The organism is Nannocystis punicea, assembly GCF_026965555.1.
Lineage (GTDB): Bacteria > Myxococcota_A > Polyangia > Nannocystales > Nannocystaceae > Nannocystis > Nannocystis punicea.
This window is the reverse complement of sequence record NZ_CP114040.1, coordinates 8,869,397-8,890,776: the sequence shown is the minus strand read 5'-3', so window position 1 is coordinate 8,890,776 and position 21,380 is coordinate 8,869,397. Positions and strand designations below refer to the sequence as shown.

Annotated in this window: 15 protein-coding genes; 8 read left to right on the top strand and 7 right to left on the bottom strand. The window is 72.7% G+C overall.

The window, feature by feature from the left end; all coding sequences use genetic code 11:
- Positions 1-95: 95 nt before the first annotated feature.
- On the bottom strand, positions 96-1,355 hold the full coding sequence (locus O0S08_RS33985; RefSeq protein ID WP_269033590.1) for a citrate/2-methylcitrate synthase: 1,260 nt from the start codon (positions 1,353-1,355) through the stop codon (positions 96-98).
- Between the two features lie 97 nt (positions 1,356-1,452).
- On the opposite strand from O0S08_RS33985, the gene O0S08_RS33980 reads away from it, so the two are divergent.
- On the top strand, positions 1,453-2,547 hold the full coding sequence (locus O0S08_RS33980; protein ID WP_269033589.1) for a citrate synthase: 1,095 nt from the start codon (positions 1,453-1,455) through the stop codon (positions 2,545-2,547).
- 353 nt (positions 2,548-2,900) lie between these two features.
- On the opposite strand, the gene O0S08_RS33975 is transcribed toward O0S08_RS33980, so the two are convergent.
- Positions 2,901-4,151, bottom strand: a complete 1,251-nt coding sequence (locus O0S08_RS33975; RefSeq protein ID WP_269033588.1) for a beta propeller repeat protein — start codon at positions 4,149-4,151, stop codon at positions 2,901-2,903.
- A gap of 203 nt (positions 4,152-4,354) precedes the next feature.
- On the opposite strand from O0S08_RS33975, the gene O0S08_RS33970 reads away from it, so the two are divergent.
- Positions 4,355-4,906, top strand: coding sequence for a DUF4123 domain-containing protein (locus tag O0S08_RS33970; RefSeq protein WP_269033587.1), 552 nt, complete (start codon positions 4,355-4,357; stop codon positions 4,904-4,906).
- Between the two features lie 36 nt (positions 4,907-4,942).
- Here O0S08_RS33970 and O0S08_RS33965 read toward each other — a convergent pair whose 3' ends face one another.
- Positions 4,943-5,440 (bottom strand): hypothetical protein, encoded by a 498-nt coding sequence (locus O0S08_RS33965; protein WP_269033586.1) that lies wholly within the window; start codon positions 5,438-5,440, stop codon positions 4,943-4,945.
- 219 nt (positions 5,441-5,659) lie between these two features.
- Here O0S08_RS33965 and O0S08_RS33960 point away from each other — a divergent pair, with 219 nt between their 5' ends.
- Complete coding sequence (locus tag O0S08_RS33960) at positions 5,660-10,807, top strand: choice-of-anchor D domain-containing protein (protein ID WP_269033585.1); 5,148 nt, start codon at positions 5,660-5,662, stop codon at positions 10,805-10,807.
- Between the two features lie 72 nt (positions 10,808-10,879).
- Here O0S08_RS33960 and O0S08_RS33955 read toward each other — a convergent pair whose 3' ends face one another.
- Positions 10,880-11,431: a hypothetical protein gene (locus O0S08_RS33955; protein ID WP_269033584.1), complete on the bottom strand. Its 552-nt coding sequence runs from the start codon at positions 11,429-11,431 to the stop codon at positions 10,880-10,882.
- A complete protein-coding gene (locus O0S08_RS33950; RefSeq protein WP_269033583.1) occupies positions 11,428-11,955 on the bottom strand; it encodes a hypothetical protein in 528 nt (175 codons plus the stop codon). Before O0S08_RS33950 ends, O0S08_RS33955 begins: the two co-directional genes overlap by 4 nt.
- Before the next feature lie 128 nt (positions 11,956-12,083).
- Here O0S08_RS33950 and O0S08_RS33945 point away from each other — a divergent pair, with 128 nt between their 5' ends.
- From O0S08_RS33945 to O0S08_RS33935, 3 genes are read left to right on the top strand one after another with little or no spacing between them, the layout of a single operon-like run.
- Positions 12,084-13,343: a hypothetical protein gene (locus tag O0S08_RS33945; RefSeq protein ID WP_269033582.1), complete on the top strand. Its 1,260-nt coding sequence runs from the start codon at positions 12,084-12,086 to the stop codon at positions 13,341-13,343.
- A complete protein-coding gene (locus O0S08_RS33940) occupies positions 13,340-13,900 on the top strand; it encodes an RNA polymerase sigma factor (protein WP_269033581.1) in 561 nt (186 codons plus the stop codon). Before O0S08_RS33945 ends, O0S08_RS33940 begins: the two co-directional genes overlap by 4 nt.
- Entirely contained in the window at positions 13,893-14,909 is a 1,017-nt protein-coding gene (locus tag O0S08_RS33935; RefSeq protein ID WP_269033580.1) for a FecR domain-containing protein, read from the top strand. The genes O0S08_RS33940 and O0S08_RS33935 overlap by 8 nt, the downstream gene beginning before the upstream one ends.
- A gap of 129 nt (positions 14,910-15,038) precedes the next feature.
- Here O0S08_RS33935 and O0S08_RS33930 read toward each other — a convergent pair whose 3' ends face one another.
- On the bottom strand, positions 15,039-16,310 hold the full coding sequence (locus O0S08_RS33930) for a hypothetical protein (protein WP_269033579.1): 1,272 nt from the start codon (positions 16,308-16,310) through the stop codon (positions 15,039-15,041).
- Between the two features lie 681 nt (positions 16,311-16,991).
- Here O0S08_RS33930 and O0S08_RS33925 point away from each other — a divergent pair.
- A complete protein-coding gene (locus O0S08_RS33925) occupies positions 16,992-18,527 on the top strand; it encodes an FG-GAP repeat domain-containing protein (RefSeq protein ID WP_269033578.1) in 1,536 nt (511 codons plus the stop codon).
- 107 nt (positions 18,528-18,634) lie between these two features.
- On the opposite strand, the gene O0S08_RS33920 is transcribed toward O0S08_RS33925, so the two are convergent.
- Positions 18,635-20,251 carry a lamin tail domain-containing protein gene (locus O0S08_RS33920; protein ID WP_269033577.1) on the bottom strand — a complete coding sequence of 539 codons (1,617 nt, stop codon included), beginning with the start codon at positions 20,249-20,251 and terminating at the stop codon, positions 18,635-18,637.
- A 538-nt stretch (positions 20,252-20,789) separates the two neighbouring features.
- Here O0S08_RS33920 and O0S08_RS33915 point away from each other — a divergent pair.
- Positions 20,790-21,248, top strand: a complete 459-nt coding sequence (locus O0S08_RS33915; protein ID WP_269033576.1) for a hypothetical protein — start codon at positions 20,790-20,792, stop codon at positions 21,246-21,248.
- Positions 21,249-21,380: the final 132 nt, after the last annotated feature.

Genomic DNA, 21,380 nt, shown 5'->3' with positions numbered 1-21,380 from the left:
GACGCGCAGGAGCGGCCTGTCCCCAGCGCTCAAGAATCACCATGAGGCGCATCCTCGGAGGATTCGCGGCGTGACGCCGAGTTGCGCGCCGGCGATCACGGTCCGACGTAGCGTGCGCGCGGGCGCAGGAGGAAGCCGGCGGCGCGTTGTTCGAAGGCGTGGGCCAGCCAGCCGGCGGCGCGGCCGACGGCGAAGATGGCGACGGTGGTGCGCGGGGGCAGGCCGAGGGCCGCGCCGAGGGCGACCAGGCCGACGTCGAAGTTGGGGCGCTCGCGGCCCGCGTCGCGCATGGCACAGGCGATGGCGTGGATCGTGCGGACCCGCGGGCTCCTCGGCGCGTGCTCGACGGCCGCGGCCAGCAGCGCCGCGGCCCGGGGATCGCCGTCGGGATAGAGCGGGTGGCCGAAGCCCGGAATCTCCTCGCCGCGGCGGGCTCGCTCCTGCACGACCGCGCGCGCGCGCTCGGGCTTGCCGACCTCGGTGACGAGCGCCTCGACGCGATCGGCCATGCCGCCGTGGCGCGGGCCGGACAGGGTGGCCAGGCCGGCGCAGACGCAGGCGTACAGGTCGGCGCCGGCGGAGGCGGCGACGCGCACGGCGAAGGCGGAGGCGTTGAGCTCGTGGTCGGCGGAGAGGACGAGGGCGCGGCCCATGACCTGGCGGGCGCGCGCGGTCGCGGGGGCGCCGAGCGAGACCAGCAGGGCGCCGGCTACGTCGGCCTCGGCGAGCGCGGGCCGGACCTGCTCGACGTCGAGGCCGGCCCCGGCCAGCGCGGCCATGCGGACGATGAGGGCGCGGGCCCGGACGAGCTCGGGCGCCGGCGCGGGGTTGAAGCGGTCGGGGTCGGCCGCGGCGAGAGCCGGGACCGCGAGCGCGAGCGTGACGAGCGGCGGCGCCCCCTCGGGCAACAGGGCGGTCAGCGAGGCGAGCCGCACGCCGAGGCCGGCGACGGACCACCGCGGCGGCCGCTCGGGCAGCACGCCCGACCACAACAGCTCGGCGACCGCCTCGAACGAGGCGGCCTCCGCCAGCAGGACCGCCGGTCGACCGCGGTAGCGCGGGCCCGTGGCCTCGATCGCCGTCAACGCCGACTCGAGCACCGGCTCGCCCCAGCGCAGCGCCCCCGCGGCCACCGGACCGTGGCCCGACCGGGCGTCGCGGCGGGCCTTGAGCCGCTCGAGGTCGTCGCGGCTGTAGCGGCGCTCCCGCCCGGCCCCGCCCGGCTCGCTGCGCACGAGGCCGCGGCTGGCGTAGGCGTAGAGCGTCTCGCGCTTGACGCCGAGCAGCGCGGCGGCCTCCTTGCCGCTCACGAATTCGGCGCCCTCGTGGTGGGGGTCCTCGCGGCCTTCGGTCATGATCGCAGAGCGTGAATTATCAAGCGAATGGTGGATTGTCGAATCAACGTTGATCAACGTCCCCGGCGGCATCAATCTCCAGGCCAGGAGGCACTGCATGGACTCGACGGCGACGAGGAGCGGTCTGGACGGCGTGGTGGTGGCGGATACGCGGCTCAGCGAGGTCGACGGCGAGCGCGGGCGGCTCGTGGTCGAGGGCCACGACATCGAGCGGCTGGCCGGCGCGACCTCGTTCGAGGCGACCGCGGGGCTGCTGTGGACGGGCGCGCTGCCGCAGGGCGAGGCGCTCGCGGCGATCCGCCGCGCCCTGGCGGAGGGCCGGGTGCGGGCGTTCGAGCAGCTCGAGGCCGACGAGCTGCCGCGCTTCGTCGACGGCATGGACGCGCTGCGGGCCGCGACGGCCCGCCTGACGGCGGAGGACGGCTTCGACGCGCCGGCGCGGCTGACCGGCGCGGTGGCGGTGTACGCCGCCGCGTGGGCCCGCACCCGGGCCGGTGGGCGGCCGCTCGCGCCCGATCCCGAGCTGTCGCACGCGGCCGATACCCTGCGCATGCTCACCGGGGAGCTGCCCGATCCGGCGCGCGTGGCCGGCCTGGAGACCTACCTCGTGACGGTCGCGGACCACGGCATGAACGCGTCGACCTTCGCCGCCCGGGTGGTGGCGTCGACCGGCTCGGACGCGGTGTCGGCGATCGTGGCGGCGATCGGTGCGCTCAAGGGGCCGCTCCACGGCGGCGCCCCGGGGCCGGTGCTCGACATGCTCGACGAGATCGGCGAGCCCGCCCGCGCCGCGCAGTGGATCGAGGCGGAGCTGGCCGCGGGCCGGCGGATCATGGGGATGGGCCACCGGATCTACCGCGTCCGCGATCCGCGAGCGGCGGTGCTCGAGGGCGCGCTGGCGCGGCTCGAGCAAGCGGGGCTGGCGAACGGCCGCCTGGCGCTGGCCCGCGCGGTCGAGCGGGTGGCCGAGGGCGCCCTGCGGGCGAAGTACCCCGACCGCCCGCTGGCCGCGAACGTCGAGTTCTACACGGCGGTGCTGCTCGACGCGGTCGGCCTCGACCGCGCCGCGTTCTCGCCGACGTTCGCCGCCGGTCGCGTCGCCGGCTGGTGCGCCCACGTGCTCGAGCAACGCGCGACCGGCCGCCTGATCCGCCCGGCGTCCCGCTACGTCGGCCCGGCGCCGCAGGCCTGAGGCGAGGGTGGCGCGGCTCGCTGGCCGGAGCCGGCGTCTGTCTGTTCCGAGCGGTGAATGTTTACATGACCACGAGGGCATGTCCTATCGGACATGTGAATCATTCGCCGGCGAGGCGGGCGATCCATGACTGCGAACGCTCGCCGTCGAGGCCAGGGGCGTGTGCCAGGACGCTGCTGTCGAGCTCGCGCCGCCGTCGCGCGACCCGCGGCGCGGGTGACAGGAGCGCTCGGAGGTCGTCAATCAGCGCGGCTGTTCGGAGCGGGCCGGCGCGCGGTGCACTTCGTGTCCACCGCGTCGAGCGATCGCGCGACCTGGGGCGCGAAGGACACGAGCGATCGGGGGCCTTTGAATCAACCTGACCATTTGGACAGAGGGCGCAGGACCAGCGGCAAGATCACCATGCGGGTGGTCAGGACCACCTGGCGCGGCGGCATCGTGTGCGGGTCGCCGACCGTGGCGACCAGCCACAGCTCGCCGCGATCGAGGGCCAGCACCTGCTGCGGCGACAGCGGCTCGGGCCCCGGGGGCGGCAGCTCGGGGCCGCCGGGCACCTGCGCGACCGGCTTGCCGGGCACCTCGACCGGCTCGAGGGGGACCGCCTCCCAAAGGGTCGACTCGGGGCCCGGGCGGCGGCGGAACAGGCCGCGCTTGTTGACCAGCCATAGCGTCCCGTCGGGCGCCTCGGCCAGCGAGGTGATGCAGCCGCCCGGCGGCTGGGGGAAGGGCTTCCATGTCCTTTCGGACAGGCGATCGAGGGCCGGCTGCGCATCGGCGAGGCAGCGATGCGCGTACAGCCGGGCCGGGTCGCGGCCGACGATGACCGCGGGGCCGTCGCCGACCTCCGGCCGGCCGCGCTCGGGCGGCCGCGGCAGCTCGACCCACTTGCGCCCGCCCGGCGACCAGCGGTGCAGCGAGGGCGAGAACGAGGGGTCGATGCCGACGACGACGATCGAGCCGTCGGCGAATGTCAACAGTTGCTCCGCGCCGCGCCCGTGCGGCAGCGGCGGCCACGGCGGCGGCGACCCGTCGTCGAGGCGATCGATCGTCACCCGCCGCGAGGCGTCGTCGCCGGCGCCCTCGCCGAACATCGGCGGGGTGTACCCGCGCAGGCCGAGCAGCGCGCCGTCGGAGGCGACGGCGAAGTCGCTGTAGAACTCGAGCATCTTCGCGGCGCCGGGCGGCGGCGACTCGACCCACGCGCGGCGTCGCCAGCTTCGGACCGAGTACGTCATGCCGGTGCGGCTCATCTCCGTGATCGCGGAGAGGAACGCGCGGTCGGGCCAGCGCCCGCCCACGGCGAACACCCATTGGTGCGGCCAGCCGCGCAGCCAATCGCCGTCGCTCTCCAGCGGGCCGCCGCCGAGGGCCAGCGCGAGCACGCCGGGGCCGTACACCGCGACGCCGCGGTCGGCCAGCGGGGTGACCGTCAACGGGCCGTCGGAGACCGCGGCCAGCTGGAGCGTCCGGCCCGAGTGGTCGCTGTCCTTGGGGACAGGTCCGACCTCGCTCGGGGCCGGCTCCTCCATGTCCTCGAGGCCAGGTGACAGGGGGGTGCACGCGCCCGCGAGCGAGCAGGCGAGGGCGAGCCGGCGAGCGGACATGGGGTCATCCTAGCACGCGCTCACGGGCCGGGGTCCGCGGGCGCGGGCAAGCGTGCGGCGGCCGGCGCTTTCGCGGCGGACCGCACGACCCCAGCCTCGGCGGGGAGGCGATGCCTCCGGCTCGCGGGGCGACGTGAGGCGCGTTCGCGACCGCTCACGGCTGCGCGTGACAGGCCGCGTCGGCTTCGCATAAGCTGCGGCGGATGGGCGACACCGGGACGCTGGCGACCTACGCCCCCGGGCCGTGGCACCGCCGGCCCGATCACGGGGCGCTGTTCGCCGTGTACGACGCGGCGGCCGCGAGCGAGGTGCTGCGCGAGCTCGCGGGCTCCGGGGAGCCCTTCGTGAGCCTGTTCCAGGAGCGCGGCGAGCCGGTGCTCGACGAGGTCGCGCCGCACCTGGTCCGCCTCGATCCGTGGCGCCCGTGGCCGCAAAAGGTCCTCGACGTCGCCTGGGGATCGGCCTGGGCGATCTTTCTCCACGGCCCTGAGGACCTGCAGCGGGTGCGCAAGCAGCTGCGGCGGCTGCTCACCGTCGAGCTGCCCGACGCGCGGCAGGTGATGTTCCGCTTCTACGATCCGCAGGTCCTGTCCGCGTATCTGCCGACCTGCACCCCGGCCGAGCTGGGGCCGTTCTTCGGCCCGATCGAGGCGTTCTACGCCTTCCGAGCGGAGGGAGAGGTGGTCGACGTGTTCCGCCGCGACGCCCACGGTCAGCTCGCGGTCGAGTCGCGGCGCGGGCCCGCGGGGGCGTGAGCGTGGCTGTCCTTCAGGACAGGTTATGACTCTGCGTCAGGAGCCGGTGAGCCGGCAGATCTCGCAGAAGGGAGCGCGGCTGCGGGCGGCCTCCCGCAGCGCCCGGACCTGCGCGGCGGGCTCGATCGCGGGCAACGGGGCCGGCTCCGGGCCGGCCGCCGCGAGGGGCTCCAGCGACGACGGCTCGGCGATGCGAGGCGGCGGCGCCGGCAGCACGACCCGCGCCGCGGCGAGGACCTCGACCTCGAGCCGCGCGCTGTACCGCGGATAGGCCCGCTCGCGCACGGCGAGGGCGCCGGTGTGCAGGGCCTCGGCGATCTGCCGCAGCACCGCGACGTCGTCCAGGCGGTGCGCGCCGGGGTGGCGCTCGGCGAGCCGCGTTCGCAAGGCGAGCAGCGCGGCCGGTTGGTGGAGGCCGCCGAGGAGCTGCAGCGCGTGCTCGCAGTCGTCGAAGCGCAGCGCGTCGCCGCCGGGCTCGTACCAGTCGTCGAGCTCGAGCCATCGCCCTCCGTGCTCTCCGAGCCGCAGTCGCATGCCGGGAGCATACTCGCATGGGCGCGCCGGCGACGGTCGATCTGGATCCGCGGGGATCTCCGGGATCGTCGCAGCCGGCCCGGTGGGAGCTTCGCCCTCGGGCCATTGCGGAGAAGATCCACGAATGCGTGGAGTCGCCCCCGTGCGGCCGCGGGGCCGGACGTGCGAGCGCGCCGGTCGGCGTTGTAGCTGCTGCGACGCATGCCGTAGCATGCGGCCGTGATCCGCATCCGCCCCGTGCAGCTCGAGGCCCTGAACAGCCAGAACGACCGCGAGCTGGTCGAGTTCGCGCGGGAGAGCTTGCCCGAGAAGGACGCCCCCGGGAGCGAAGAGGTCGCCCGCGAGGTCGTGCAGACCGGGACGAAGAAGTCGAACCAGTACGGGCTCGTGAATTGTCAGGACATCGGCCGGTACATCGCCTTCATGAACGGGCTCGGCCGCGGCTTCGACACCGACCCGCGCTATCCGTGGGCCGCCGAGACCTTGCAGCGCGAGGACCTGGAGGACGAGCATCGGCTGCCGGCGCTGCTGGGCGAGGTCAAGGGCTCGAGCTCCGGGAGCCAGGTCTCGCTCGGGGTGAAGCGCAAGATCGAGGAGGTGTACAAGCGGGCCGACGGCCTGCCGCAGGTGCCGCCCGACGGCGTGATCCCGTGTGTCCGGAAGCGGAAGCGGCGGATCGTCATGCCCGTCGTCGTGTACATTCGGGAGTCGCCGCGGGTGCGGCTCCGCTTGCCGCGGCACGGCGGCGCGGCGCCGTCGGCGACGCTCCACGCGGTCGGCTATCCCGACGGCGGTCAATACGTGTGGCGCGGTGCGGGCGGCTGGGTCATGGGCGTCGTGCAGACCGTCGTCCATCACGACACCCTCACGGTCGATGGATTGGCGCGGGGCTCGACGCAGGTCCGGGTCGACTACACCACGCCGAACGGGACCGATCGCGCCACCTGCTGGATCGACGTCGTCGCGCCGGCGATCGCTACGATGACCCTGCTCGACTTCGACACGGTGGTGCGAGAGCGCCAGGACGAGGATTCGGAGGAGGAGGAGGAGCCGCTCGCCGTCGCCATCGACAACGTCGGCAGCGACGTGCTCGTGCTCGACCGCATCGCGTTCGCGGCGCCCACCCACGATTTCACCATCGTCGCCGCGCCGGCCGACGGCTCCACGGTCGCCGTCGGCGGTCGAGCCGTGGTGCGGGTCCGCTGCCACCCGACGCAGGACGGCGTCCGCACCGCGCAGCTCGTCGTCGACTGCGACGATCCGCTGCGGCCCTCCGTCACGATCGACCTGCGCGGGCGCGGGATCTCCCCGCAGATCCAGGTCGACGAGGCGCTGCTGTTCGGCTCCGTCCTCCTCGACGGGGCGGGGACGAAGTGGTTGCGGATCACCAACGTGGGCGAGGCGCCGTTGCGGCTGCGGGGCCTGGTCGAGGCCGCGGCGTTCAAGCCGGGCTCCGCGGAGAGGACGCGCCTCGCGCCCGGCGAATCGACGCGAGCGCTGGTCCGCTACACGCCGACGCTCGAGGGCGACGAGGAAGACGTGGTGCAGGTGGCGTCGAACGATCCGGCGCGGCCGCTGGTCGACGTCCGCGTGGTCGGGGTCGGCATCCGCCCGCGGCTGGCGATCGGTCCGATCGACGATTTCGGCGGGGTCACGATCGGCAAGACGAGCGGACAGCCGCAGCAGCTCGTGCTGGCGAACATCGGCACGGCGCCGCTCACGGTGGGGCCGTTCGCGCCCGGAGGCCCGCACGCGAGCGACTTCGGGACGAACATCGACTTGCAGGTCGCATGGACCCTCTCGCCGGGGCAGAGTCGAGCGCTCCCGCTGGCCTTCAGACCCGGCGATCGAGGAAAGCGTCGCGCGGCGCTGACGTTCCCGTCCACCGACACCGATCACCTCGACAACTCTGTCTCGCTGACGGGGACGGGCCTGCGGCCGCAGCTCGAGGTGGACGCGATCGCCTTCACCGACATCGTCCTGCTCCACGGCGAGACCGACAAGTCCACGATGGCGCAGGTGACGGTGCGCAACGTCGGTGACGACGGCTCGCTGCTCGACGTCCTCGACGTGGTGCTGCAGGGCGGCGACGCCGAGCGGTTCGAGCCGACGTTCACGGCGATGCGCGGGATCGCCAAGGACGAGGCGCGGACCTTCACCGTCCGGCTGAAGCCGCCGGGGCGGGGTAGCTTCACGAGCGAGCTCCGGTTCGCGTCGAACGACCCGGGAGGGGCGGTCCTCGGCCGCGTGACCGGCAAGTGCATCGGCCCGATCCTGGACGTGCAACCGGGCGCGCTGGTGTTCGCCACGGTCCCGCTCGGCGGTTCCCCGCCGACCGACCTGACGGTCACGGTGCGCAACGTGGGCGACTCGCCGCTCGTCGTCACGAACGTGGCGGTGCGCGGTGGTTCGACGATCTTCGCCGCGCCGGACGGCCGCCCGGGCGCCCCGATCCTCCCGCAGCAGACCGCCACGATCCGCGTCACGGCCGCGCCCGACAGCGCGCAGGCGCTGCAGACCGGCATCCTCGACATCGTCAGCACGGGCGGCCTCGGCGCGGTCGCGCTCGAGGCCAGCGCCTACGACCTGGCCGTGTTCTCGGCCACGAACGGGACGGTCGCGCCGGGGGTCACCGACGCCGACTTTCACTTCACTGTCCACGATCCGAAGGGCGTCGTCACCGCGGCGCGCATCGAGATCCTTCACCCCACGAAGGCCACCGTCATCCACACTCTCGGCGGCCTCCCGCACGCGCACAACGTCGACAACGCGCAGGCGTGGCGCGGCGACGTGAGCGATCCTGCCGATCACATCCAGGGCTTCATCCTCCATCGCAACACGAGTTACACGGCCAGGGCGACGATCACCCGCGGCACCGATCCGCCGAGGTCGAAGACTTGCACGATCACGGTCGCCGCGGTCGGTGAGCTGCTGGTCGAGGTCGTCCGCCACGACGGCGCCGCCGTGGGCGGCCGGGTGACGTTCCAGCTGCAGAACATGACCACGACGGCCGTGACAGGCCCGTACACGACGCAGGCCCGGACGGGCCCCGAGCGCGAGGAGCTGCTCGTCCAGGGGCTCACCGCGGCCCAGTACACGATCCAGATCCTCACGATCCACGGCCAGCCGCTCGCCACCTACCTCGCCGCGGCCACCCTGAAGTTCGCGCCCGACCAGGCCGGACGGACCTGCGCGAAGGTCGTGGTCGGCGCGCGGGCGACTGCGTCGTTCTCGCTCACGCAATACACCCACGTGCAATTCATCGGCTTCCACGCGACCCCGACCGGCACGAATCGCACGACCACGACTCCGAACGTGATGGCGACCTACCTCGGCGAGGCGGACGATCGCGAGGACATGATCGCGCGGTGCGAGGTCATGAAGGAGGCGATGCGCGCCGCGGTGGCCGACACCACCAACGTCGATGCGAGCGCCACGGTGCTCAAGGTCTTCATGGCCCCGGAGTTCTACTTCCGCGGCCAGGGCGGCGGCTACCCCAACGAGATCGTCGAGGAGATCGCGGCCCAGATGCTCGCGGAGGCGAGTCAGGCGCAGTACGACGACTGGGTGTTCGTGTACGGCACGGCCATCGGCTACTTCAAGCACGGCGATATGGTGAAGGAGCGCCACAACCTCCGGATCACGGCGGTCGCCGGCGGGCCTCCGCAGCGGGTCCGGGTCAAGGCGAACCCGGCGCTGCCGAGCCACCAGAAGTCCTCCGTGGCCGTCTGCGGCCGGATTCAGCCGGGAGCGCAGACGCCCGTGCGCTGGAAATTGGTCCAGGGCGTAAACTCCGCCCGGATCTGGAGCTCGACCTTCATCGCGGCCGACGAGTACGAGCTGGAGCTCCTCAACGGCTCTCCGCTCCTCGCCAACGGCGCCGTGGAGCTCGTCGAGCCGCTGACCACGGAGATCTTCAACATCGCCCTGGTCCAGCGCGGGGGGACCAGCCCCGGCGGTCAGCGCGACCTGCTGGTGTACAAGGATTACGTCTCGTCGATCGATTTCCTCGGGCGCCACCACCCGGACGTGGACGGCGATTTCTACGGCGGCCTGAACACCCACCTCGCCGACATTCACGGCACCGGCGAGCGCTTCATCTTGCCGACCGCCGGCTCGATCGACGTCTACAGCACCGACAGGAATCCCTCGGCGACGGGCGGCACCTCCGAGCAGAACCGCAGCGGCCTCGGCGGCGGCTCGCTGTTCACGATGGCGGGGATCAACTTCGGGATCGAGGTCTGCCTCGACCACCTGTCGGCCCGGCTCAACACGTACGCCGGCAACGCGACGCCGGGCGACGCGGTGCCGCAGATCCACCTGATCCCCTCGTGGGGCATGACCATCGCCCAGGGGCCGATCTACACCGTCGCCAACGGCCTGGTGTTCAACGTGGACGGCCGTACGGGCTCGCCCCCGCAGGCCGGCACGTTCGTCGGGAACTACCGCTGCCCCGACCATCCGCACCACGGGAACTTGATCGCCGGACCCTCGCCGATCCACTGCGCACAACAGCACTACGAGTGCGGGGCGGGGCACCCGCACTACCAGACCGGGACCCACTGCACGCGCTGTCAGGCGGCGCTGCAGCAGTGGTACCAATGCACCACGCCTCACCAGGGCTGGAGCGCGAATTGCTCCGAGTGCGGCGCTGCCGGGACGGTCGGCGGCCAGGCCTGCCCGACCCACCCGTGGATCGCGGGCCCGGGCCCGTGCTCCACGTGCGCGACGGCGACGGTGGATTGGTATCAGTGCCCGAACAACCCCCACTGGTTCGCCGGTGCCTGTCCGAAGGGCCACGCGGTGGCGGCCTACCCGCGGAGAATGTGCCCGACGGGGCATCCTCATACCGAATACGCGGCGGGCAACTGCTGTGATTGCGGAGCAGCCCTCGCGCTCGTACAGCGCAAGCTCGACAACAACTGGACGAACCTCGCGGCGATCGTGACCGCCGCCGCGGTGCCCGATCCGGGCGGCCCGTACGCGGTGAACGATCAGTCCGTCATCACCCGGACTGTGGTGACGGATCTGACGGCCGGCAGGGTGACCAGCGACACGACGGTGGTCACTCCCCCGGGGCAGGCACCCATCGACATCCCCGTCGCGCCGCTCCCGGTCGTCGCCCCGACCACGGACACCGGCGCGTTCTCCAATCCGCGCACCAGGACCTGGGTGTCCGGCCCGCTCACGCTGACCTCCGTCACGCAGACCGTCTCGAACACGGTCGGGACCACGCAGACCGACACGACCACGATCACGACCACGCGCACCGGCAACGTCCAGGGCCAATGGGCCAACCTGTTCGCGCAGCAGGGCAGCCTGTACATCTACCCCGTGCGGCAGCTCCCGGACGCCGCGACCGTGTGAGCGCGGCGCGGGGGAGCGTCGAGGACATGTCGATAGAGACATGTCCCTTCGGACATGCTCGAGATCGCCTCGTCAGCAGGTCGGGGCGAGGAAGCCGCCGTTCAGCTCGGGGCCGCCGAGGGTGGGGTCGGGGATGCCGGAGCCGAAGCCGTGCAGCACGCCGGTCACGCAGTCCGCGTCGATGTGGGTCAGCTCGAGCTGGCCGGTGAAGAACGGCTCGTCGCCGATCGTGCCGGTCTGGCCGCCGCCGCTCTTGCCCATCACGGTCATGGTGCCGATCACCTCCGGGTGGGCGTCGAGGTCGATCGCGCCGACGACCGCGAGGGCCGCGGGGATCTCGACCGTGAACGCCCAGCCGGTGCGCTCGCACTCGTCGCTGAGCTCGACGTCGGCGGCCCGCGTGCCGCACTCGAGGCCGAACGACGTCCAGGTGAGGACGAGGTCGCCGGACTCGAGCCGCTCGGCGTGGGCGGCGGCGATCTGCGGATCGACGGCGACCGGCGGGGCCTCGCAGGCGGCGGTGTCGAGCGGCGACTGGACCGGACCGTCGATGCACTGCGGCGGATCGCAGGCGAGGGCGCAGGCGGCCGCAATCGAGAAGGTGGCGAGCGTACGCGCGATCATGGCGTGCACCTCGGGGCCCGGAAGCCGCCGTCGAAGGGTCCGTGCTGGTCGACGAGGCCGACGATCCGGCCGGTCACGCAGGTGTCGGTGATTGCGAACAGCTCGACGCTCGCCAGCGAGAGCTCGCCGCCGCCGCCGGCAACGCTGGCGCCGGGCGTCTCGTACTCGACGTAGATCGGGCTCTGGAACGAATAGACGCCGGGCACCGCTTGTTCGGCCGGGATCCCGAGGGTGAGGCCGAGGTCGTCGTCGCTGGTGCAGTAGCCGTGCTGAGAGGCCGGCTCGCCGCACGCCAGCGGTCGCGTCGACATCGTCAGCACCAGGCCGTCGAAGCGCCGGACGGCCCGGGCGACCGCGAGCCCCTCGATCGGCGCCACGCCGGGCGGGAGCTCGGGGCACGCCGCGAGGTCTTCGGCGCTCTGGTTGCCAGGCAGGTCGGGCACGGGTTCACAGAGGAGCGCGTCGCAGGCTGGCGCGACGAGCGCGACCGCGAGCACGAGGAGCAGCGGGGGTGCGTGGATCATGCCCTGGATCAGTCCCCGCCGGCAGCGGAGTTTCCTGCGGAGCGGTCGCCGCGGGCCGGCGAAAAAAATGACGCGGCGAGGAAACTTCGCGGCGGCTCGGGCATGAAGTACCCGGGACCGCGATCCTCGTGCTCCTGCTCCTCGCCACCCTCCTCGCCCCGCCGATGCCGCCCGAGACCAGCGTCGAGCTGCGCGTGACGTCCGTCGACGACGGCGCGGCGAAGCTGCTCGAGCAAGCGCTGGTGCAGCGGCTCGGCGCGCGCCTGCTCGAGGATGGTTATCGCGTGGTGCCGGCCGGGCGAGCCGCCGGTGTGCGCGTGTGGGTCCACCTCGAGGCGACGGGGGCGACGGTCGAGACGCGCGGGGCGACGCAGCGGATCGAGACGGTGCCGGCCGGCGATCCGGCGCTGGTGAGCCTGGAGGTCCAGCAGCTGACGACGGCGCTGGTCGACGAGGTGCAGCCGGGCCCGGCGGAGCCGCAGGCGGCGGTGGCGATCGAGCTGACTGGCGCGCCGGCGGACCCGGAGCTGCGCGAGCGATTGCAGCGCGGCCTGCTCGGTCGCGGCTTCGCGCTGACGCGCCGACCGGGCGCCGTGGATCGCCGCCTCTGCGTCGCCGTCGGCGAGGCGGGCGAGGCCCGCGTGCACGTGGTCGCGGGCGATCGCGGCTGCGCGGAGGAGGGATCGGCGGCGGTGATTCCCGCCGGCGAGACGGTCGCGCGCGGGCGCGAGCTGCTGCTCGCCGGCGCGACCGCGGCGCTCGAGGCGGTGGTGCCCGCGCCGGTGCCGTGGCGAGGAGCGACTGCCACCATTCCGCCGGCGGCGCCGAGGCGCGAATCCCCGCAGTCGCCGCCGGTCGAATCACCGCAGTCGGGTGATTCGCGCGAATGGACGCTCACCCTCGCGGCGCACGGGGGAATGATGGCACGCACCGGCGGGCCCGTCGATGGATCGGTGGGCCTCGGCGTGCGCGCCGGTCGGCGACGCGGCCTCGGCGGGGCGATCGACTGCATCGTCGTACCGTCGCGCGGCGAGGCCCTGCGCGTCGTCGAGGTGGTGCCGACGGCCGCGCTCGACTGGCGGATCGGCGTCGGCGAGCGCGGGGTCGTGGCGCTCGGCCTGTTCGCCGGCGCGCACCTGCACCACTACGCGCAGGCGGGCGGAGTCCGCGACACCCGCGTCGGTACCAGCGCCGGCGCCACGGTGCGCCTCGGCTGGCTCGGTCGGCGCGGCGCCTTGCTGTTCGCGGGGCTGCGCGCCGGGTGGTCGGGCGGGCGCTGGGTGCACGTCCACGACACGGGCACGAGCTGGCGCCGCTCGGGCCTGATGCTGGGGCTCGAGGCCGGGGTCGGCTGGGATGTTCGGCTGCGGCGTGGGGGTCGGCGATGAGCGGTCGAACCGCGGCGTCGAAGGTCGGCGTGATCGACGAGGTCGGGCGCGACGACGACGTCGCCGCGCGGCTCGATCGGCTGTACCGCCGGCACCACCGGCAGGTGTTCCAGCTGGCGATGCGCTACGGCCTCGGCAACGAGGCCTGGGCCGAGGACATCGTCCAGGACGTGTTCCTCACCCTGCTCGATCGCCTGCCGTCGCTCTCCGATCCCGAGCAGCTCGACGGCTGGCTGTACCGCGTGACGAGCAATCGTTGCCTGCGCAAGCTCCGGCGCGATGCATTTTTAAATCGTCCGCTGGTGCGGTGGTTGCTCGCGCGCGACGACGGCGCCGAGAGCTCGCCCGAGCAGCAGGTGTTCGCCCGCCGCGACCTCGAGCGCGCGCGCTCGGCCCTGGCGGCCCTGCCGGCGCGCGAGCGGGTGATCGTCGGGATGTGCCACCTCGACGGCAAGTCGCAGCGCGAGGTGTGCGAGATCCTCGGGCTCTCCAAGGGCTACGTGTCGAAGCTGCTGGCGCGGGGGATCGCGCGGCTGGAGGAGGCGCTCGATGAGTGACCGCGAGCCCGAAGTGATTGCGAAGATCCGCGCGGTCGACGAGGCCCTGGCCCGGCGCGACATGTCGCCGCTGGCGAGCGAGCGGGTGCGGCAGGCGCTGGCGCGCCACGCCCAGGCCCGGTCGCTGCGGGCCCGGCTGCGCTGGTGGCCGATGATCGCGTTCGCGGCCGGAGCGGCGCTGATGGCCGCGCTGCTGCTTCAGCGGCGCGAGGGCGGCGAGCTCGGGGCGGTCGCGCGGCGGGAGGTCGCGGCGCCGCCGAGCGCGGCCCCGGAGGTGGTGGCGCCGCCGCTGCCGCAGTGCGACGAATTGAAGGCGGGCGCGCTCCACCTCGACGGCGGCGGCTGTCTTGCGGGCGACGGGGTGCGGGTGAGCGCGTGGGCCCCGGCGACGCTCGAGCGAGACGGCGACCGCGTGACCGTGCGCGCCGGCGAGGTGCTGTTCGAGGTCGATCCGCGGCCCGGGCGGCCGCTCCACGTGATCGCCGGGGCGATCGACATCGAGGTGGTCGGCACGCGCTTCATCGTCCGCGAGCGCGACGGGGAGGGCAGGGTGTCGCTGCTCGAGGGCCAGCTGCGCGTACGCGCGGCCGATGGATCGATCGTCGCGCTCGCGGGCGGGCAGGAGTTCGCGTGGCCGCCTCCGGCCCCTCCGCGAGCGCCGGTTCCGCCCGCTTCGCCCGCTTCGCGGCGCCGGCCGGCAGGCCCGACAGTCGCCCCGCCGCCCGCCGATTCGGGCGTGTCGGAGCTGCTCGCCGAGGTCGCCGGGCTGCGCCGCGAGGGCCGCTATCAGGCGGCAGTCGAGCGCCTGCGCGCCGCCGACTCCGACGATTGGTCGGCCCGCTCGCGCCAGCTGGTGTCGTTCGAGATCGGCACGCTGCTGGAGCGCCAGCTGGGCGACACCGCCGCCGCCTGCGTCCACTGGCGAGCCCACCGCGAGCGCTTCCCCGACGGGCCACGCGACGAGATCGTGGTCCGCTCGCTGACGAGGCTGGGCTGTCCATCGCCGTGAAGCATCGACATTCTTTTTAAAAGGACATGCTCGAAGGAACATGTCCGTTCAAGCATGTCTTATCGTGCATGTCCGCCCCGGCGGGGGCGCCGGTGAGCGGCGAGAGCGTCGGGCCCGACGACCCTGCGCTCAATCCTCGCCCCAGGTGATCGCCGGGGTGTCGAGGTCGATGTACGCATCATCTCCGCCGAAGTTCGCCTTGATGTCGTACTCCTCGAGGTGCAGGTAGCGCGGCGGCTGCCGGGTCTCGGACGACGGCGCGGTGCCGCCGAAGTGATTGCGGGCGCAGCGGGCCAGCAGCTCCTCCGTCGGCTTCTTGTAGCCGCGGCGATTGGTCGGCTTGCCGACGTTCGGGTCGTCGAAGCGGGCTCGCAGCTCGACCCAGCGGTGGCCGGTGCCCTCGGGGCCGCGCCCCAGCTCCGCGGCGGTGAGCCACACCAGCGCGAAGTCCCCGCCGATGTGGTCCTCCAGCCGGACCTCGCGCGGATGCGCCGAGGCGGGCGACTGCTGGCGCGCTCCTTCCTTCTTCTCCTGGAACACGGCCAGCGCGACCTGCTCCGGGCCGCGTGTGCGATACTCCTTCGGCACCAGCAACGTGCACAGATGCGTCAGCGGCTCGCCGTCGATCGCCGAGCGCGGGCGCTGCTCGAGCGGCAGGCTCGAGGCGCCGCGGAACCAGCCGTGGCCGCGGTCGGCCTCGACCTCGGCGAGGTCCCACGCCACGGTCGGCTGCCCGGCGTCGCCGTCGTGCTCGGGCGACGTGTCGCGGATGAACGCGGCGATGGCCGCCGCCTTCGCCTGCGCCGCGGCGTCGGCGTCCTGCTGGACATTCGCCAGGAGCGCCTGGCCCTGCGGTCCGAGCAGCGCCTCCTTGCCCTTCGCCGCCGCGAGCGCGGCCTTCTTCGACTTCGCGTCGCGCATGCTCATGCCGGCCTCGATGAGCGCCGCGAACAGCGGCTGGTCCGCGGCCGCGGCCTCCCTGGACAGCTTCGCCGCGCTCGTCAACGCCGCCTTGAGCAGCCCCGGATCGCCGAGCGCCGCCAGCCGCAGGAACGCGCCCGGGCTCGACTCCGCCATCCACTTGGCCCACTGGGCCCACCAGGCCCGCGGCGCGAGCGGCTCGCCGGACGCTGGCAACACCACGCCCACCGCAGATCCGAGCTCGACCATCGAGCCCGGCCCGAGCTTGAGTCGCCCGGGCCCGCCCTTGCCACCGTCGCACGCGACCTCCCTCGCCACGTCGACGGTGACGAGCTCCGGCGAGGCGACGCGGACGTTCACTGTCTTGTCCGGCGCGCCGCGGAAGGCGACGGCGAGGATCTGGGCCTTGCCGTCGTTGTCGAAGGGGAGATCGATCTGCCGATCGTTCAGCAGCAACACGAGGCGGAGTGGCGAAGGCATGTGCTGATGGGTCTTATACAAGAAATCGCCGCTCGAGACGTCGAGCCCTGTCCAGCCGCCGGATCAGCGATGGCCGCCTCTCGAAGGAGCTGCAGCCAAACCGGCGCGGGGAGAGGACCTCGACCGGCAACTGCTCCCGGCGGGTACCGACGACGACCCCCACCCACGTCGTCGCAAGCTGTGGCGACGTGGTCGGCGATTTCCCGATCGGCCAGGGCTCGCTCCCGCGGCGAAGATCCCGAGTCCGCCGGCAGACGAGCGGGCCTCGACGAGGTCGCGCAGGCCGTCGCCGCCGCCGTCGGCGAACTCGAGCGCGTCGGAGCCGAAGCCGATCCGCACGCGCGGGAACGAGGCTTCTTCATGGGACGGAGGATGTCGCCGCCCTGGGAGCCCGCGCGACACATGCTCCGCTGGAGCGCCAGCTCGGGGGGACCGCGGCCTGCGGCGGCGTATCTTCGTGAAGAATGGACATGTCCTTTACAACATCTTCGTAGGAACCTGTCCATTCAGGCATGTTTTAGCGTGTATGTCATTCGTGGCCGCCCGGGCGGGCGGCGGTGAGCGGCGAGAGTGTCGGGGGCAGACTCTTGATATGGCCGCAGGCCGGGCGATCCGTCAGATCTCTCGGGGTGAGTCTCGCGGCCTTGTAAGGGCCGGCGGGCCGGCGCATCACTGATGGTGATGGCAACGAAGCAACTTGCGATCCGGCATGTCGGGTGGATCTTCCTCGGGCTGTGTGCCTGCGACGGCGAGCCCATGACCAGCACCGGCGAGGAGACCACGACCACCACGTGCAGTCACGACACGAGCAGCACGAGCACGAGCGGCGAGGACACGAGCAGCACGAGCACGAGCGGCGAGGACACGAGCAGCACGAGCACGAGCGAGGGCACGAGCACGGGCACGGGCGAGGACACGAGCACGAGTACGGGCGGGGGCACAAGCACGACCAGCACGAGCGGGGACACGAGCACGAGCACGAGCAGCACGAGCACGAGCGGCGAGGACACGAGCACGAGCACGAGCGGGGACACGAGCACGAGCACGGACACGAGCACGAGCACGGGCGACGAGGACACGACCACGGGCGGGGAGCCGGCGTGCGTCCAGACCTTCGTGGCTCCGGACGTGGAGACCTGCTACGCGCCGCCGGTGCCGTACGTGCAGGTGCCGGGGGCGAGCCTGCTGCTCGCCGGCGACGTGAACCTGGACGGGCACGCCGACGTCATCGCGCCGGGGGCCGCGGGTGGGATCGCGGTGCTGCTCGGCGACGGCGAGGGCGGGCTCGCGGCGCCGGTGGTGACGGCCGTCGATCCGCCGACCAGTGCGGCGCTCGGCGACTTCGACGCCGACGGGTTGCCCGACCTCGTGGTCAGCTTCGCCGGCGCTGCGCCGCGCATCGACCTGCTGCTCGGCGACGGCGCGGGCGGGTTCGTGGTCGAGGAGTCGTTCGCCAGCGGGCCGACTGTGGGGACCAACCTCGCGACCGGAGACTTCGACGGCGACGGCGATCTCGACGCGGTGGCGATCCACCAGGGCGTCAGCAACATCACCCCCAAGCGCCTGAGCAGCATCACCAGCGCGGGGTCGAGCAGCTGGACGTACAGCGTTCAGCCGCTGACGATGTTCATCGGCGACATCATCTACAGCTCGTGGACGCCCTACCTGACGACCGGCGATTACGACGGCGAGCACCTCGACGTGATCGTCGCCACCGACCGCACGGTCGAACAGCCGCACCGCCTGCGCAGCGACGGCCTCGGCGGCTTCACCTACCTGGGCAAGCTGGTGCCGAACAACTGGCTGCTCGGCGCGATGCCGGTGGTGCCGCTCGACGTCGACGGCGACGGCGACAACGACATCATCGCCGCCGACAAGGCCGGGACGGCGGCGCTGCGCTACGTGGAGAACCTCGGCGGCGGCGCGTGGGAGGCCCCGGTGGTCAGCTCCTTGCCCGGGCCCGGCAAACAACAGCTCGCCGTCGGCTCGCTCATCCACGAGCTGCGGCCCGACCTGGTCTACACCGGCATCCAGGGCGAGACGCTGGTGCGCACGATCGAGGCGGACGGGGACATCGTCGCCCCCGAAGTGCCCGGGTTCGGCATCGGCTACGTCCGCGGCTTCGTGCTCGCCGACCTCAACGAGGACGGCTGGTCCGACTTCGTGGGCGTCGGCGTGACCGCGCCGTATACGCTGTCGGTGCGGCTGTCGCTGTAGCGCCGGGCCGGCATTCGCGTGACGCCGCGCTCGACGGTGGTGAGTACCGCTCCTGCACGCCTCGACTCGCACGAGACATGCAGTCAGGCCATCGGCTCGAGCGGTCCTCAGGGCAGGTTGGCCGCGCCCGGGGTGATGTTCTTGGTGAACTTCCAGTCGGAGGCGGAGTTGTTGCTGTCGAAGCCGTTGGGGAGGCGGGCCAGCGAGCCCGTGGAGTTCGGGTTGTCGATCACGTTGGCCGGCAGAGCCATGCCCTCGACCAGGCTGACCGCGCCGAGACCGGGGATGGAGATCGAGGTGATGGCGCCGTCGTAGGAGAGGGCGTCGACCAGGGTCTTGGTGTTGTTGTTGACGAGGGCGATGCCGTCGGGGTCGCTGCCGCCGTTCTGGACGATGCCGCTGGCGATGGTGACGTGGAGCGCGCCGGGCGGGACGGGGAAGTTGGCGTGGGCGATGAGGAGGTACTGGCCCGGGGCGATGCTGCCGTTGAGGGTGATCGTCGCGTAGGTCTGGTTGACCGCGCCGTTGACGAGGACGACGGAGTGGCCGGCGAGGTTGATGGGCGCGTTGCCGGTGTTGAGCAGCTCGATGAACTCGGCGGTGTCGTTCGAGGGTTGATCGTAGTCGACCTCGTTGATGACGAGGCGGCCGGCCGGGCACGGCGCGCACTGGGGGCCGCCGCAGTCGATGCCGGTCTCCGCGCCGTTCTTCACCCCGTCCTGGCAATTGGGGCCGACGCAGGCGCCGTTCTCGCAGGAATTCGCCTGACAGTCGGCGTCGATCTCGCAAGCCTGGTCGTCGTCGCACGGATCGCAGGTGTCGCCGCCGCAGTCGACGTCGGTCTCGTCGCCGTTCTCGACCCCGTCGTTGCATCCGGGCGGGGCGCACACGTCATTGTCGCAGACGCCGCTCTGACAGTCGCCGGGGCCCTCGCAGGCGAGGCCGTCATCGCAGGGGTCGCAATCGGGGCCGCCGCAGTCGACGTCCGACTCGCCGCCGTTGGCGACCTCGTCGTCGCACGTGGGCGCCTTACAGACGCCGCCCGTGCACACCTGCGATTGACAGTCGGACGGGACGGCGCACGCGAGGTCGTCGCCGCACGGCGAACAGTCGGGGCCGCCGCAGTCCTCGTCGGTCTCGCCGCCGTTCTGCTCGGTGTCGTCGCAGGCGGGCAGGGGCAAGCCGCAGGTGCCGTCGATGCAGCTCATGCTCGCGCAGTCGGCGTCGACGTTGCACGCCGCCCCGTCGACGCAGGCAGGACAGCTACGGCCGCCGCAGTCGATGTCGGTCTCGTCGCCGTTCTTCTCGCCGTCGGCGCACAACCTCGGCTCGCCCGTCGTGGTCGTGGTGGTGCTGGTGCCGGTGCTGTCTTCGCCGGTGGTGGTGGTCGTGGTGGTGTCGTCGCCGGTGGTGGTGGTCGTGGTGGTGTCGTCGCCGGTGGTGGTGCCCGTGGTGGTACCGGTCGAGGGATCGATCGGGTCCGTGGTCGAGGTGGTGGTCGTCGTCGCGTCGGTGGTGGGTTCGGCGGTGGTGGTGGGCGCGGCGGTGGTGGGCTCCGCGGTGGTGGGCTCCGCGGTGGTGGGTTTCGCGGTGGTCTCCGGCCGGCCGGTGGTCGTGGTGCTGCCGCTCGTGGGCTCGTCGGTGTCGGTGGCGAGCGATGTGTCGTCGCTGCAGGCCGCCAGGGCGAACAGAGACAGACCGAGGCGATGGACGAAGGTCGACATGGCGCGAGAGTAGCGAAGCGCGAGACGAACACGCGCCGCCTCGTCCGGGGCCCTTGTCGAGGCCCGCGGCGGCGGCGAGACACTGCGGACACGAGGTCGTGACGGTCCTGCGGCGCGCCTGCGACGATTCTGCGGTATTGACAATACCGTCGCCCGCCTGACGCCGCGGCGAAATGCGGAGCAGCACGCCGGCATCGTGGGGGCGCCGAGGCCGGCGGGCTGGCGAACGCCCGTCGCAGAGACGATCTACCGCGCTCGGGCGGACGATGGCGCGCGCCCGGGCGGTCGAACCGGTCCCCATCGAGGTCCCCCGGACATGCCGCGCCGCGGCGCACGGTCGGGACTCTTCGCTCGTCTTCAGGAGACACCGCGCGGCGCCGGCGAGAGATGAATGCGGTTCATGGCTGCCATGCGTCGACGTCATTCGACTCACGGGCGAGGCCGTGCGATTCGTAGCACGACGCGAGGGCATGGGTCGGAGCCGGGCGCAGTTGCACGGCGTACGGCGGCTCGTTCGCGGACGAACTCGAGGTGAACGATGCGCACGATGTCCATGTTCTCGCTCTGCTGCTCCCTGTCTCTGGCCCCGGCGATCGGCTGCGACCCGGAGGGCGTCGACGAGGCCGCCGTCACCGAGCGCGGCGCGGCCCGCCCCGGCCTCGTCGACGAGCTCGCCGCCGACGTCGACGACGAACCGACGATGATGAGCAAGGCGGCCTGCATGGACGGCTGCTGCGACGTCGTCGGCAACCCGAAGGTCGACTTCCCCGGCTGCAGCGCGCTCGACCAGGGCAGCGGGAGCGAGCTCGATCACTGTCAGGAGACCTGCCTGGCGATGCCCGCGAACCTGCCGGAGAACGCCGCCTGCATGTACGGCTGCTGCTACAATTACCTGACGGGCGAGGACGGCTGCGTGGAGATCCAGGAGAACGCGACGAAGTGCATCTACCTGTGCGCGCATCGGGCGGGGATCGACGTGGCGTTCGTCGAGGAATGACTCATCGTCACGACCGTGTCGCCGCACGTTCGCGTTGCGACACGGGCCGGTCGCAGGTCCGTCGCACGCGAGCGACGGAGCCCCCGCCCGTCCGTCGTCGATTCACGCCCCCGGCGAAAACGTCACCCGCGC

What these genes read in the sequence shown, in the direction of transcription:
- O0S08_RS33985 (WP_269033590.1), bottom strand. Translation starts at nt 1,355, where the DNA reads ATGACCGAAGGCCGCGAGGACCCCCACCACGAGGGCGCCGAATTCGTG.
- O0S08_RS33980 (WP_269033589.1), top strand. Translation starts at nt 1,453, where the DNA reads ATGGACTCGACGGCGACGAGGAGCGGTCTGGACGGCGTGGTGGTGGCG.
- O0S08_RS33975 (WP_269033588.1), bottom strand. Translation starts at nt 4,151, where the DNA reads ATGTCCGCTCGCCGGCTCGCCCTCGCCTGCTCGCTCGCGGGCGCGTGC.
- O0S08_RS33970 (WP_269033587.1), top strand. Translation starts at nt 4,355, where the DNA reads ATGGGCGACACCGGGACGCTGGCGACCTACGCCCCCGGGCCGTGGCAC.
- O0S08_RS33965 (WP_269033586.1), bottom strand. Translation starts at nt 5,440, where the DNA reads ATGCGACTGCGGCTCGGAGAGCACGGAGGGCGATGGCTCGAGCTCGAC.
- O0S08_RS33955 (WP_269033584.1), bottom strand. Translation starts at nt 11,431, where the DNA reads ATGATCGCGCGTACGCTCGCCACCTTCTCGATTGCGGCCGCCTGCGCC.
- O0S08_RS33950 (WP_269033583.1), bottom strand. Translation starts at nt 11,955, where the DNA reads ATGATCCACGCACCCCCGCTGCTCCTCGTGCTCGCGGTCGCGCTCGTC.
- O0S08_RS33940 (WP_269033581.1), top strand. Translation starts at nt 13,340, where the DNA reads ATGAGCGGTCGAACCGCGGCGTCGAAGGTCGGCGTGATCGACGAGGTC.
- O0S08_RS33935 (WP_269033580.1), top strand. Translation starts at nt 13,893, where the DNA reads ATGAGTGACCGCGAGCCCGAAGTGATTGCGAAGATCCGCGCGGTCGAC.
- O0S08_RS33930 (WP_269033579.1), bottom strand. Translation starts at nt 16,310, where the DNA reads ATGCCTTCGCCACTCCGCCTCGTGTTGCTGCTGAACGATCGGCAGATC.
- O0S08_RS33925 (WP_269033578.1), top strand. Translation starts at nt 16,992, where the DNA reads ATGGCAACGAAGCAACTTGCGATCCGGCATGTCGGGTGGATCTTCCTC.
- O0S08_RS33920 (WP_269033577.1), bottom strand. Translation starts at nt 20,251, where the DNA reads ATGTCGACCTTCGTCCATCGCCTCGGTCTGTCTCTGTTCGCCCTGGCG.
- O0S08_RS33915 (WP_269033576.1), top strand. Translation starts at nt 20,790, where the DNA reads ATGCGCACGATGTCCATGTTCTCGCTCTGCTGCTCCCTGTCTCTGGCC.